This is a genomic window from Amycolatopsis sp. cmx-4-61 (assembly GCF_046548775.1).
In the GTDB taxonomy this organism is placed as follows: Bacteria; Actinomycetota; Actinomycetes; order Mycobacteriales; family Pseudonocardiaceae; genus Amycolatopsis.
Genome location: NZ_JAEBEI010000005.1, coordinates 1 through 12,461, shown reverse-complemented (window position 1 = coordinate 12,461; position 12,461 = coordinate 1). Strand labels below are relative to the sequence as shown.

At 72.0% G+C, this 12,461-nt stretch carries 12 protein-coding genes and 1 pseudogene; 9 read left to right on the top strand and 4 right to left on the bottom strand.

The annotated features are described in order from the left end of the window. Window positions 1–294, top strand: coding sequence for a hypothetical protein (locus ACLJOU_RS16990; RefSeq protein ID WP_410568392.1), 294 nt, complete (start codon window positions 1–3; stop codon window positions 292–294). 706 nt (window positions 295–1,000) lie between these two features. On the opposite strand, the gene ACLJOU_RS16985 is transcribed toward ACLJOU_RS16990, so the two are convergent. Continuing rightward, a complete protein-coding gene (locus ACLJOU_RS16985; protein ID WP_410568391.1) occupies window positions 1,001–2,065 on the bottom strand; it encodes an Lrp/AsnC family transcriptional regulator in 1,065 nt (354 codons plus the stop codon). Between the two features lie 68 nt (window positions 2,066–2,133). Here ACLJOU_RS16985 and ACLJOU_RS16980 point away from each other — a divergent pair, with 68 nt between their 5' ends. From ACLJOU_RS16980 to ACLJOU_RS16965, 4 genes are read left to right on the top strand one after another with little or no spacing between them, the layout of a single operon-like run. Then, on the top strand, window positions 2,134–3,351 hold the full coding sequence (locus ACLJOU_RS16980) for a M20 metallopeptidase family protein (RefSeq protein WP_410568389.1): 1,218 nt from the start codon (window positions 2,134–2,136) through the stop codon (window positions 3,349–3,351). Between the two features lie 4 nt (window positions 3,352–3,355). Next, complete coding sequence (locus ACLJOU_RS16975) at window positions 3,356–3,553, top strand: hypothetical protein (RefSeq protein ID WP_410568387.1); 198 nt, start codon at window positions 3,356–3,358, stop codon at window positions 3,551–3,553. Further along, window positions 3,550–4,965, top strand: coding sequence for a sodium:solute symporter family protein (locus tag ACLJOU_RS16970; RefSeq protein ID WP_410568385.1), 1,416 nt, complete (start codon window positions 3,550–3,552; stop codon window positions 4,963–4,965). Before ACLJOU_RS16975 ends, ACLJOU_RS16970 begins: the two co-directional genes overlap by 4 nt. Further along, a complete protein-coding gene (locus ACLJOU_RS16965; RefSeq protein WP_410568383.1) occupies window positions 4,962–6,164 on the top strand; it encodes an amidohydrolase family protein in 1,203 nt (400 codons plus the stop codon). Before ACLJOU_RS16970 ends, ACLJOU_RS16965 begins: the two co-directional genes overlap by 4 nt. A 14-nt stretch (window positions 6,165–6,178) precedes the next feature. Here the strand turns inward: ACLJOU_RS16965 and ACLJOU_RS16960 are convergent, their stop codons facing one another. Next, on the bottom strand, window positions 6,179–6,979 hold the full coding sequence (locus ACLJOU_RS16960; protein ID WP_410568381.1) for an alpha/beta fold hydrolase: 801 nt from the start codon (window positions 6,977–6,979) through the stop codon (window positions 6,179–6,181). 43 nt (window positions 6,980–7,022) lie between these two features. Between ACLJOU_RS16960 and ACLJOU_RS16955 the strand changes: the two genes are divergently transcribed. After that, window positions 7,023–7,409, top strand: coding sequence for a RidA family protein (locus tag ACLJOU_RS16955; RefSeq protein ID WP_410568379.1), 387 nt, complete (start codon window positions 7,023–7,025; stop codon window positions 7,407–7,409). Here the strand turns inward: ACLJOU_RS16955 and ACLJOU_RS16950 are convergent. Beyond that, on the bottom strand, window positions 7,406–8,563 hold the full coding sequence (locus tag ACLJOU_RS16950) for a steroid 3-ketoacyl-CoA thiolase (protein WP_410568378.1): 1,158 nt from the start codon (window positions 8,561–8,563) through the stop codon (window positions 7,406–7,408). The genes ACLJOU_RS16955 and ACLJOU_RS16950 overlap by 4 nt on opposite strands. Window positions 8,564–8,794: 231 nt before the next feature. On the opposite strand from ACLJOU_RS16950, the gene ACLJOU_RS16945 reads away from it, so the two are divergent. Next, on the top strand, window positions 8,795–10,021 hold the full coding sequence (locus ACLJOU_RS16945) for a cytochrome P450 (RefSeq protein ID WP_410568376.1): 1,227 nt from the start codon (window positions 8,795–8,797) through the stop codon (window positions 10,019–10,021). Window positions 10,022–10,108: 87 nt separating this feature from the next. Here ACLJOU_RS16945 and ACLJOU_RS16940 read toward each other — a convergent pair whose 3' ends face one another. Continuing rightward, on the bottom strand, window positions 10,109–10,672 hold the full coding sequence (locus ACLJOU_RS16940) for a dienelactone hydrolase family protein (RefSeq protein ID WP_410568374.1): 564 nt from the start codon (window positions 10,670–10,672) through the stop codon (window positions 10,109–10,111). Window positions 10,673–10,731: 59 nt separating this feature from the next. On the opposite strand from ACLJOU_RS16940, the pseudogene ACLJOU_RS16935 reads away from it, so the two are divergent. Together ACLJOU_RS16935 and ACLJOU_RS16930 are read left to right on the top strand one after the other, a co-directional pair. Next, window positions 10,732–11,268 (top strand): annotated as a pseudogene (locus ACLJOU_RS16935) (transglutaminase-like domain-containing protein); the annotation flags it as partial. Between the two features lie 49 nt (window positions 11,269–11,317). After that, complete coding sequence (locus ACLJOU_RS16930) at window positions 11,318–12,337, top strand: YhjD/YihY/BrkB family envelope integrity protein (protein WP_410568372.1); 1,020 nt, start codon at window positions 11,318–11,320, stop codon at window positions 12,335–12,337. Window positions 12,338–12,461 lie beyond the last annotated feature (124 nt).

The window sequence follows — 12,461 nt, the reverse complement described above, 5'->3', positions numbered from 1 at the left end:
ATGAACCGTGCTCGCCCGGCCGTTGCCGCGCCGCTCACCGTTGCCGGACGCGCGCTGGTCGCGGCCTGCGGGACCAACCCGTACGCCGCTGGTGCTCGGGGCGCAGCAGCAGCCGGCGAGCGCGGTTCCGGGAAGTCCACCTGCGACGGGGCGTGCGCGCGGAAGTGGCCGTCGCTGCTCGCGGACGGCGCGGGCGGCACGTGGCACGCGCCGGAACCCAACGGCGGCAAGGCGGACCCGGCCCGCCGCCCCACGATCCAACAGGCTTCGGCCCGATCCCCCAGCGGGCACTGACCCGCACCCAGACCCCGGCCCGGCGGACACTTCCCTCCACCTCACCCCCCCGAAGTCCGCCGGGCCGGTCGCTCCACCGCAAACCGCGGGACCCCTCCCGCACCAACCGCGGGACCCCCTCCCGCACCCGAGCCCCGGCCCGGTGGACGCTTCCCCTCCACCTCACCCCCAAGTCCACCGGGCCGGGATTCCTCACCCCACCGATCCGGTGCAGCCGGATCAGCGAAGGAGGAGAAGGCGGGAGTCGCTCCCGCCCGCGAGTTCCGGCCGGTGGACGCTTCCCTCCACCTCACCCCCCATCCACCGCGCCGGAACCCCCTTCCCACCCACCGACCCTCCAGCCCCAACCCGCCAGGCACGCGAGTCGACCCTTCAATCACGCGAGTCGACCCTTCAATCACGCGAGTCGACTTCCCAATCACGTGTGATGCCTCTCCAATCACGGGAGATGCCCCGCCAATCACGCGCAAGACCCGTTCCTGCATCCGAGCTCAGTACCGAAATCACGTGAGACCCGGGCCCGATCACGCGAGATCCGTCCCGAATCACGCAACTTCCAGCCTCGATCACGCGACTTTCGTCCCGGTCCACACCAGACCCGAACCGCACCGAACCAGCCCCGAAAGCCCGGCCCGCCGACCGCCCTTCGGTCACCCGGCCCCACGAACCCCGGTCCCGGGGGATGCTTCCCTCCACCTCACCCCCCTCATCCCCCGGACCGGTGAACGCTGCGGTCCCCGTGCTCCGGCACGGGGACCGCGGCCCAGAAGTCCAGCGGCACCCGGCCCGCTCCCCGCCCCGCCGGGTCGAGCAACCGGCCCATCAGCTTGACGCTCCGCAGCGTCACCGCCCGGCCCGTGATCTCCAGCCACGGCAGTTTCGCCGCCAGTTGCGCCTCCACCGCGACCACCTCGTGCTGCGCGGGCAGCCACAGCACCAGCATCAGGTTCGCGTCGCCGGTCAACGCCGCGCACATCCGGACCTCCGGCACCATCGCCAGCGACCGGGCCGTCGTCTCGAGCTTGTCCGGTGGCACGCGCAGCCACAGCGTCACCGTCACCGGTGCCGGGGACAGCGAACGCGCGATCTCGCACCGGACGCGGACCGCGCCGCGGCCCAGCAGGGCGTCCAGCCGGCGGCGCACCGTCGTCGCCCCGACGCCCAGTGAGCCCGCCAGCGCCGCCGCCGATGCCCGGGCGTCCGCGCCCAGGGCCAGGACCAGGGCCCGGTCCGCCGCGTCGAACCGCAGCGGGGCGCGGTGGCGTGGCGGCTTCGGCGACAGCGCCTCCCGCTGGCCCGGCGAGATCGCCCGGACCCGCCAGCGGCTGCCCTCGGTGAACATCCGCGGGGACAGCGCCGTGCGCACCCGCGCCACGCCGGGCACCGCCGCCACCCGGCCCGCCACGTGCGCCCCGAGGTCCCGCAGCGACGGCGTGACGACGTGGACCAGCAGGTCGCAGGGCCCGGCCACGTACTCGACCGTGGCCACGTGGACGTCCGCGGCCAGTGCGGCCGCGACGGAGAACACCGCCCCCGGCTCGCAGTCGATCGCCACGAAGGCCAGCGCCAGCTGCGAGAGCAGCTCGCCGCCGGCGTACGCTGTGAGCCAGGCGTCCCCGCGCTCCACCAGCGCCTCCCAGCGGCGGGCCACCGTCACCGCGCTCAGGCCGAGCGCGTCCCCGAGCGTCGACCACGACGCCCGCGGCGCCGCCTGGAGCGCGTCGGCCAGTTTGAGGTCCTGCTCGGCCAGCATGGCGGATTCTTCGCTCATAAGCCCTCGAAACGGTGGTTCCGGCCGTTTTCCCCGGCCATTGTGCTCGACTCTCGCATGATCGGCGGATGACCCTGCGCTCCGATGCCGCCGCCCTGCTCGACGAGCTGGTCGCCCTGCGCCGCGACCTGCACCGGATCCCCGAGATCGGCCTGCACCTGCCCCGGACCCAGGAGCGGGTGCTCGGCGCCCTCGACGGCCTGCCGCTCGAACTCACCCTCGGCAAGAACCTGTCGTCGATCACCGCCGTCCTGCGCGGCGGCAAACCCGGCGGCGAACCCGGCGGCAAACCCGGCGGCACCGTTCTCCTGCGCGGCGACATGGACGCGCTCCCGGTCACCGAGGCCAGTGGCGAGGAGTTCACCTCGACCCTCGACGGCGCCATGCACGCCTGCGGGCACGACCTCCACACCGCGGGCCTGGTCGGCGCGGCCCGGCTGCTCGCCGCCCGCAAAGAAGACCTGCCCGGCGACGTCGTCTTCATGTTCCAGCCCGGCGAAGAAGGCTGGGACGGCGCCGGCCGCATGATCGACGAAGGCGTGCTGACGGCGTCCGGCCGGCCCGTCGACGCCGCCTACGGCCTGCACGTCTCGGCCGCGAGCTACGCCAAGGGCCACTTCGTCGCCCGCCCGGGCACGCTGATGGCGGCCTCCGGCGCCCTCGAAGTCCGGGTCAAGGGCGACGGCGGCCACGGCTCGTCCCCGCACGACGCCCGCGACCCCATTCCGGCGGCCTGCGAGATGGTGACCGCCCTGCAGACGATGGTCACGCGCACCTTCGACGTCTTCGACCCGGTCGTGGTCACCGTCGGCTCGTTCCACGCCGGCACGCGGCGCAACATCATCCCGGACGACGCGGTGTTCGAGGCGACGCTGCGGTCGTTCTCGCCGGAAGTCGCCGCGCGGGTGGGGGAGCGGGCGGTGCGCGTCTGCCGCGGCATCGCCCAGGCGCACGGCCTCGACATCGACGTCACCTACGAACCCGAGTACCCGGCGACGGTCAACGACGCCGAGGCGTACGGCTTCGTCGCCGACACGATCCGCGACGTCTTCGGCGAGGAACGCTTCACCGAGATGGCCGATCCGATCACCGGTTCGGAGGACTTCTCCCGGGTCCTCGAGCGGGTGCCCGGCGCGTACCTCTTCCTCGGCGCGTGCCCGACGGACCCGGCGACCGCCCCGGACAACCACTCGCCGCGCGCCCGCTTCGACGACAGCGTGCTCGGCGACGGCGCCGCGCTGCTGGCCGAACTCGCCGTCCGCCGGCTCGGGCTGCTGGCCGGGTGACGCCGTGCGCAGCTACCACTGGCCCCCGCTGCTGCCCGTGCTCGCCCTGGTGCTGATGCCGTTCCTGCCGTTCGTCAACACCACCGGCCTGTGGCTCGGCCTGCCGCGGATGATCGTGTGGGGCGCGTTCTGGTGCCTCATGTTCACCCCGGCGCTGCTGCTGTCGGAACGCCTGATGCGCGCGGAGGAGGACGACGGATGATCCTCGCCTTCACCCTCGCGGGCATCGTGCTGATCGGCGTCCTCGGGTTCGTCGGTCGGCGCACGCCCGTCGCCGACCTCGCGGAATGGACCGTCGGCGGCCGCCGGTTCGGCGCGGTGACGATGTGGTTCCTGCAGGCGGGGGAGGTGTTCACCACCTTCACCTTCCTCGGCATGGCGGGCCTCGCCTTCTCCGGCGGCGTCGCCGCGATGTACGCCCTGCCGTACGTCCCGATCGCCTACGTCGTGCTGTTCTTCCTCGCGAAACGGCTGTGGACGATGGGGAAGGAGCGCGGCTACCTCACCCAGGGCGACTTCCTCGAGGACCGCTACGCCAGCCGGACGCTCGGCACGCTGTCCGCGGTGCTCGGCGTCGTCTTCGTGCTGCCGTACCTGCAGTTGCAGATCACCGGCCTGGGGCTGATCGTCCGGCTGGTCACCGGCGACACCGCGTCCGGGACGCTGAGCATGGTGACCGGCAGCGTGCTGGTCGTCGCGTTCGTGCTGTGGGCCGGCTTGCGCGGCGTCGCGGCGACGTCCTACTTCAAGGACGGCATCATGCTGGTCGCGCTGGTCGTCCTGATCATCGCGGTGCCGACGCACTTCGCGGGCGGCATCCCGGCGGTGTTCCACAAGGTCGAACAGCTGCACCCCGAGAAGCTCATCGTCCACAGTGGAGCAAACGACCACGTCTGGTTCGTGACGAGCATGCTGGTCAGCGCGATCGGCGTCGGGCTGATGACGCTGCCGCACTCGTGGCCGGCGCTGATGTCGGCGCGCGACCCGAAGGTGCTGCGGCGCAACTACGCCTGGATGCCCGTGTACGAGCTGAGCCTGCTGCTGCCGATGGTGATCGGCTTCGCGGCGATCCTCGTGGTGCCGAAGGGCAGTGACCCGAACGGCGTATTGCTGACGCTGTCGAAGGACGCCTTGCCCGGCTGGGTGACCGGGATCGTCGTGGTCGCCGCGACGGCCACCGCGATGGTCCCGGCGGCCGGGATCCTGATCGGGATTTCGTCGCTGGTGGCGCGCAACATCGTGCGCGTCCGCAGCGGCCGCCGCCAGTTCTGGATCAACCACGGCACGGTTGTCCTCGCGAGTACGCTGGCCCTCGTGCTCGGCATCTTCCGGCCGGATCTGCTGGCCAACCTGCTGTTGCTCACCTATTCGGGGTCGGTGCAGCTCGCCCCGGCCAACCTGCTGGCGTTCCTGCGGCGCGTGCCGGTCGGCAAGGGCCCGGTGCTGGCCGGGCTGGTCGCGGGCGAGCTCGTGGTGCTCTGGCTGACCTTTGTGGACACCCACCTCGTCGGCACGGTCAACGTCGGCCTGGTCGGCCTCGGCGCGAATGTCGTCGTGCTCGCGGCGGCCGCGGTGGCGGCACCGCGGCGGAAATCTCTTGTGGAGGCAGCGTGACGCGCACGGTGTTCACCGGCGGTTCGGTCTTCGACGGCACCGGCGCGGACCCGGCCCCGGCCGACGTCGTCGTCGAGCACGGCCGGATCGTCGACGTCGGCACGGACCTCGACGGCGACGAGGGCGTCGACTGCACCGGCACGGTGCTGCTGCCCGGGCTCTTCGACTGCCACGTGCACGTGACGATCTCCGACATCGGGCTGCTGTCCCGGGTGCAGAAGCCGTTCTCCTACCAGTTCTACGAAGCCGCGTGGAACCTGTGGGCGACGCTGGGCCTGGGCATCACGACCGTCCGCGACGCGGCGGGCGCGGACCTCGGCATCAAGCAGGCGGTGGACGACGGGCTGATCCCGGGCCCGCGGCTGCAGATCTCGGTCGGGCTGATCAGCGCGACCGGCGGTCACGGCGACGCGTGGCACCCGTCGGGGCTGTGCGTGCCGCTGATGGTCCCGCACCCGGGCCGGCCGGACGCGACCGCCGACGGGCCCGACGAGATGCGCCGGGTGGCCCGGACGATGCTGCGCGCGGGCGCGGACGTGCTCAAGGTGTGCACGACCGGCGGGGTGCTGTCCCCGCGCGACGACCCGCGGCACTCGCAGTTCACGCCGGAGGAACTGGACATCCTGGTGACGGAGGCGGCGATGCAGGGCCGCCCGGTGATGGCCCACGCCCAGGGCGCGGCGGGCATCAAGAACGCGGTCCGCGCCGGCGTGCGGTCGATCGAGCACGGGATCTACCTGGACGACGAGGCGATCGAGCTGATGCTCGGCCACGGGACCTGGCTGGTTCCCACCCTGATCGCGCCGGTCAACGTCGTCCGCGCGGCCGACGCGGGCGTCGACCTGCCCTCGGCGGTGGTGGCGAAGGCGCGCGAAGTGGTGGAGGTCCACCGCGACTCGGTCCGCCGCGCGTATGCGGCGGGGGTCCGGATCGCGATGGGCACGGACAGCGGCGTGGGCCCGCACGGCACGAACCTCGAGGAACTGGCCCTGATGGCGGCGTGCGGCATGACACCGGGCGACGTCCTGGAGGCGACGACGTCCTCGGCGGCCCGGTTGATGGGCCTGGACGGCGAACTGGGCCGGCTGGAGCCGGGCTTGCGCGCGGACGTCGTGGTGGTGGCGGGGGACCCGTACGACTTCCCGGCGCTGGCGTCGAACGTCCGGGAGGTCTGGAAGGACGGCATCCGGGTGGTCTGACCCCGTGCCGTCCGTCAGGACTCCGGGGTCAGCAGCTCCTTCAGCGCCGCGGCGAACTTCGCCGGGTTCCGCTGCGGCGCCAGGTGCGATCCCGGTACCTCCGTGAACGGCAACCCCAGCTCCAGCGCCAGGATCTTCGCCGGCTGGTAGTGGTAGCGGCCGCGGCTGCCCTCGCCCGCCACCGGGAAGATCTCCGTGCTCGCCTTCCGCAGCGCGCGCAGGTCCGGGAGGTAGTCGAAGAACTCCGTCAGCTCGCGGTCGAACAGCCGGAGCCAGTCGGCCTCGTGCGGCAGCCGGAGGTTCGGCAGGTTCGGCAGCGCCGCGCCCGCGATCGCGTCCGCGAACCGCGTCACCGCGGCCATCAGCTCACCCGAACGGGCCAGCCGGACCTGTTCCGCCGCCGCTTCGAGCCAGCCGCCCGCGTCCGGCATCAGGTGGACCGCCGGGGGTTCGTGCGCGACCAGCGTCGTGACGCGGTCCGGGTGCCGGGCGACGAGGTCGAGGCCGATCAGCGCGCCCGCGCTCGAGCCGAACACCCGGGCCGGGCCGTCGGCGGCGGCGTGGTCCAGGACCGACAGTGCGTCGTCCGCCTGCAGCGAAACCGGGACCGGGCCCGTCGTCGTGTCCGTGCTGCCGAAGTGGCCGCGCCGGTCGTAGGTGATCACGGTGTAATCCGCGTACAGCTGCTTCGCCAGCGCGCGGTAGGCGTCGCCCGATCCGGTGCCGCCCGCGATCAGCAGCAGTGCCGGGCCCTCGCCGCCGCGGCGGACGAGGAGCTCACCGTCCTCCACCGGGCAGCGGCTCTCCGAGATCATGCATCGAAGTGAAGCACAAGGGCCGCAAGCTAATGTGCGCGGTATGACGGAACGGCGAGCGATCCTCAGCGGGTCCACCTTCGAGGAACGGATCGGCTACGCCCGCGCCGTGGTGCACGGCGATCGCGTGTACGTCTCGGGCACGACCGGCTTCGACTACGCGGCGATGACCATCTCCGACGACGTCGTCGAGCAGGCGGCCCAGTGCCTGCGCAACATCGAGGCGGCACTGGCCGAGGCGGGCTGCACGTTCGCGGACGTGGTCCGCGTCCGCTACCTGCTGCCTTCGCGCGCGGACTTCGAGCCGTGCTGGCCGGTGCTGCGCAAGGCGTTCGCCGACGTCCGCCCGGCCGCGACGATGCTGGAATGCGGCCTGGCGGACCCGCGGATGAAGATCGAAATCGAGGTGGACGCCCACCGGCCGGGCTAGAGCCGTTCGATGATCGACGCCGTGGCCAGCGCCCCGCCCGCGCACATCGTCACCAGGGCCGTCGAGGCGTCCCGGCGCTCCAGCTCGTGCAACGCCGTCGTCAGCAGCCGGGCTCCCGTGCTGCCCACCGGGTGACCGAGGGCGATCGCGCCGCCGTTGACGTTCACCCGGGCCGGGTCCGGCGCCACCACCTGCTGCCACGACAGCGCCACCGAGGCGAACGCTTCGTTGACCTCGAACAGGTCGACGTCGGCCACGCTCATCCCGGCCCGGGACAGCACGCGCTCCGTCGCGCGGATCGGGCCGTCCAGGTGGTAGTACGGCTCGGCGCCGACCAGCGCCTGCGCCACGATCCGGGCCCGCGGACGCAGGCCCAGCGCCGCTGCCCGGTCCGCGTCCAGCAGGAGCAACGCTGCCGCGCCGTCGGAGATCTGGGAGGACGTGCCCGCCGTGTGGATGCCGTCCTCGACCACCGGCTTGAGCCGGGCGAGGCCCTCCACCGTCGTTTCGCGCAGGCCCTGGTCGCGCGCGACCAAGCGCGTCTCGCCCGTCGGAGCGCCATCCGGCGAAAGGACCGGCGCCTTCACCGGCACCACCTCGCGGTCGAAGTGGCCCGCCGCCCAGGCGGCCGCGGCCTTCCGCTGGGACGCCGCACCGAACCGGTCGACGTCCTCCCGCGTCAGCCCGCGGCGGACCGCGATGCGTTCGGCCGCACCGTACTGGTTCGGCAGGTCGATCGACCACGACGACGGCCGCGGGGACGCGCCGGCGCGGTTCGTGCCGAGCGGCACCCGGCTCATCGCCTCGACGCCGCACGCGACTCCCGCCTCGATCGCGTCCGCCGCGATCAGGCCGGCGATCAGGTGGGTGGCCTGCTGCGCCGAGCCGCACTGGGCGTCGATCGTCGTCGCGCCCGCCGTCTCGGGCAGGCCCGCGTGCAGCCACGCCGTGCGCGTGACGTTGTTCGACTGCTCGCCCGCCTGCGTGACGCAGCCGCCGATGAGCTGCTCGACCAGCGCGGGGTCGATCCCGGCGCGGTCGAGCAGGGCGAGCTGCGCGGCGCCCAGCAGTTCGGCCGCGTGCAGGCCGGCCAGCAGGCCGTTCCGCTTGCCGATCGGCGTCCGCACGGCTTCGACGATGACCGGCACGCCCATGTCGTCCCCTTCGTCGGGAAACACTGTTCACCACCGCAGAAACTAGAATAAGTTATTGTTTTGTGCAAGTCCGCGCAGGTTCGACCCCTTCTTGATCTTCCGACGGTGAGCGCACGCTCACCTGGCCTCATCGGTTTAGTAAACGGGTTTCACTCACGGTCTTCCGTTGGTTAACGCCGTATGCTTCAATCCAAGCTAGAACGTGTTCCAAGCCGAACCGTGGGAGGCAACGTGGCCGCTCCGCTCATCCCCGCCGGGTTCGACTTCACCGATCCGGACCTCTTGGCGGAGCGACTTCCCGTCGCCGAGTTCGCCGAGTTGCGGCGGACCGCCCCGGTGTGGTGGAACCCCCAGAAGCACAACGCCGCCGGCTACCGCGACGACGGCTACTGGGTCGTCTCGCGCCACGCGGACGTCAAGGAGGTCTCGCGCGACAGCACGCTGTACTCGTCGCGGGAGAAGACCGCCATCATCCGCTTCGACGAAAACATGACCGAGGACAACCTCGAGGCGAACCGCCTGGTGCTGCTCAACATGGACGCCCCGCAGCACACGAAGCTGCGGCGGATCGTGTCGAAGGGCTTCACCCCGCGGTCCATCGCCAAGCTCGAGGACACGCTGCGCGACCGCGCCGAGCGCATCGCTTCGGAAGCGCGCAAGAAGGGGTCGGGTGACTTCGTCACCGATGTCGCGTGCGAGCTGCCGCTGCAGGCGATCGCCGAGCTGATCGGCATCCCGCAGCAGGACCGGCTCAAGATCTTCGAGTGGTCCAACCAGATGGTCGCCTACGACGACCCCGAGTACGAGGTCGCGCCGCTGGAGGCGTCGGCGCAGCTCATCGGCTACGCGTGGAACATGGCCGAGGACCGCCGCAAGTGCCCGATGGACGACATCGTCACGAAGCTGATCCAGGCCGACGTCGACGGTGAGGCCCTCGGCTCCGACGAGTTCGGTTTCTTCGTCATCCTGCTCGCGGTGGCCGGCAACGAAACCACCCGCAACGCCATCACCCACGGCATGAAGGCGTTCCTAGACCACCCGGAGCAGTGGGAGCTGTTCAAGGAGCAGCGGCCGAAGACCGCGCCGGACGAGATCGTCCGCTGGGGCACCCCGGTGGTCGCGTTCCAGCGCACGGCCACCCGCGACACCGAACTCGGCGGCGCGCACATCCGCAGGGGCGACCGCGTCGGCATGTTCTACAGTTCGGCCAACTTCGACCACGAAGTCTTCGAGAACCCGGAGAAGTTCGACATCTTCCGCGAGGACAACCCGCACGTGGGCTTCGGCGGAACGGGCTCGCACTACTGCATCGGCGCGAACCTGGCGCGGCTGGAGATCGACCTGATCTTCAACGCGATCGCGGACGTGCTGCCGGGCATCTCCGAGGCGGCGCCGCCGGTGCGGCTGCGGTCGAGCTGGCTGAACGGGATCAAGCACTACCCGGTGCACTACGGCTGAGTCCGCCGGTCCCGCGGGACTCAGCCGGACCTCGATGCGGGCGGTGGTCGATCGTCGCCCGGAGTTCGTGGGCCGGGCGACGGCCGGCTACCCGAAATCCGAAAGGAACGCGGCAACGCGGTCCCAGGTGAGCTCCGCCGCGGCGGCGTTGTACTCCGGACCCGCCGCGTCGGTGTAGAAGTGGCCGATGCCCGGGTAGGTGTACACCCGGGCGTCGGCACCCGACTTCGCCGCTGCTTCGCGCCAGGCCGCCACCTGCGCCGGAGGGGCGATCGGGTCGGGATCGGCGACGTGGACCTGCACCGGCAGACCCGCGCGGGCCGGCAGGGCCCCGAGGGCGTGGAGGAACAGGACGCCGGCCGCGGCGGGCCGGTGTGGCAGCACGGTCTCGACCACCCCCGCGCCCATCGACACGCCCACCAGCACGGTCTTCGCCGGGAGGTCGCGCACCGCGTCGTGGGCCCGCCGCGTGATGGTCTCCCAGCCGACGGCGTCTTTCAGCGCGAAGCCGTCGTCGAGCGTCGATGCCGTCCGGCCGTCGAAGAGGTCCGGGGTGGTGACGCGGTGCCCCGCCGCCCGCAGCCGGTCGGCGAAGCCGAGTTCGACGGGGCGCAGTCCGAGCACGGAGTGGAACACCACGATGTCGGTCACCCGGCGATTCTGCCAGCCGGTGGCATCCTGGGGCGATGGCCGCGCGAGCGACCGTCGACGTCGAGTTCGGCCACGGGACCCGCGCCGAGGTCTTCGACCTGCCGACCGGCGAGCACCGCGTCACCTGCCACGCCGAACGCGCGCTGACCGAGCCCGAACCCGGCCGAGCCGGTACTGCCCGTCCGACCGCGTCGCCGGGCTCGTGCCGCGAGAACTCGTCAAGCTCCGGAACCCGCGCAGGCAGGTCGAAGCCGTCGTCCGGCACGTCCACGAGCGACTGTCCTATGTGGTCGGTCCCGCCGCCGACGCCGTCGACACCCTGCTCGCCGGCGAAGGCGTCTGCCGCGACTTCGCGCACGTCTGCATCACCCTGTCCCGGTTCCTCGACATCCCCGCGCGCTACGCCGCCGTCTACGCGCCCGGCCTCCCCCCCGCGGCAGACCCTGCTCCGCATCTCGACCGGCCGCGACACCGCCGACACCGCCTTCCTCGCCACGCTCGGCGGCGAACTCGGCTTCCTGGGCAGCACCGTCTTCGCCACGACGGAGGCCGCGCTGCCCGCCGACGACGGGTCCGGTCCGGTGGTTCTCGGCTGATCTGCGTGTTGCCTGCGCAAAGACGGCTCCGGCTGGGTAGACAGTCTTCGTGAACAGTTCCCCCAAGGCCCCGAGCCCCTGGGCCCGGGCTCGCGCCCGGTACCGGTGGCTGGACCACATCGCCCGCGCGACCAACCGCTACATCGACTCCGGCGGTTACCACTACGTCGCTTCGATCACCTACTTCAGCCTGCTGTCGCTGGTGCCGCTGCTGATGGTCGCCTCGTCGGTCGCCGGGTTCGTGCTGGCCACGCAGCCGCACCTGCTCGACACGCTGGTGCACGCGATCGTCAGCACGCTGCCGGGCGGGCTCGGTGACAAGGCCACCGAACTGCTCACCGGCTTCGTCGAGCAGCGGACCAGCGTCGGCGTGCTCGGCCTGGCCATCGGCCTCTACTCCGGCTGGAACTGGATGAACGCGCTGCGGGACTCGCTGACGGCCCTGTGGGGGCAGAACCGGTCGGACCAGTCGCTGCCGCGGCTGATCCTCGTCGACCTGCTCGCGCTGCTCGGCCTGACCGCGGCGCTGCTCGTGTCGTTCACGCTCACCATCTCCGGCACCGCGCTCGGCAGCTACCTGCTCCGGCTGGCCGGCCTCGACGACACGAGCTGGGGCCACCAGCTCGTGTCGGCGTCCTCGGTGCCGCTGTCGCTGGCCGCCGACTGGCTGGTGTTCCTGTGGGTGCTGACCCGGCTGCCGCGGCAGAAGGTCGGCGTGCGCAGCGCGGTCCGCGGCGCGGTCGCCCTCGCCATCGGGTTCGAGGTGCTGAAGCTGGCCGGCGGGTTCTACCTGCGGCTCATCGGCGACTCGCCGACCGGCATCGCGTTCGGCTCGGTGATCGGCCTGATCTTCTTCATCTCGCTCGTCGCCCGGCTGCTCGTGTTCGTCACGGCGTGGACGGCGACCGGCTCGGACGCGCCCCCGAAGCCGGTCCAGCCGCCGGCGCCGGTGGTGCTGGAGCCGGTGGTCGTGGTGGACCCGCCGATGGCCGTGCCCGCGACGGTCGGCGTGGTCACCGGCGTCCTCGGCACCCTGCTGGCCCTCCGCCTGCGCCGCTCCCGCCGCTAGGGCGTGTCCTCAAAGCCAGAGGAGCAGGGTGGCCAGGTCGATCAACCCTCGGTAGGAGGTAGCGGTCTTGTCGAAACGGGTGGCGATGGCACGGAACTGTTTGAGGCGGTTGAAGCAGCGTTCG

Bases quoted from the DNA above. Each gene is read 5' to 3' on its own strand.
- ACLJOU_RS16990 (WP_410568392.1), top strand. From the start codon at position 1: ATGAACCGTGCTCGCCCGGCCGTTGCCGCGCCGCTCACCGTTGCCGGA.
- ACLJOU_RS16985 (WP_410568391.1), bottom strand. From the start codon at position 2,065: ATGAGCGAAGAATCCGCCATGCTGGCCGAGCAGGACCTCAAACTGGCC.
- ACLJOU_RS16980 (WP_410568389.1), top strand. From the start codon at position 2,134: ATGACCCTGCGCTCCGATGCCGCCGCCCTGCTCGACGAGCTGGTCGCC.
- ACLJOU_RS16970 (WP_410568385.1), top strand. From the start codon at position 3,550: ATGATCCTCGCCTTCACCCTCGCGGGCATCGTGCTGATCGGCGTCCTC.
- ACLJOU_RS16960 (WP_410568381.1), bottom strand. From the start codon at position 6,979: ATGATCTCGGAGAGCCGCTGCCCGGTGGAGGACGGTGAGCTCCTCGTC.
- ACLJOU_RS16955 (WP_410568379.1), top strand. From the start codon at position 7,023: ATGACGGAACGGCGAGCGATCCTCAGCGGGTCCACCTTCGAGGAACGG.
- ACLJOU_RS16950 (WP_410568378.1), bottom strand. From the start codon at position 8,563: ATGGGCGTGCCGGTCATCGTCGAAGCCGTGCGGACGCCGATCGGCAAG.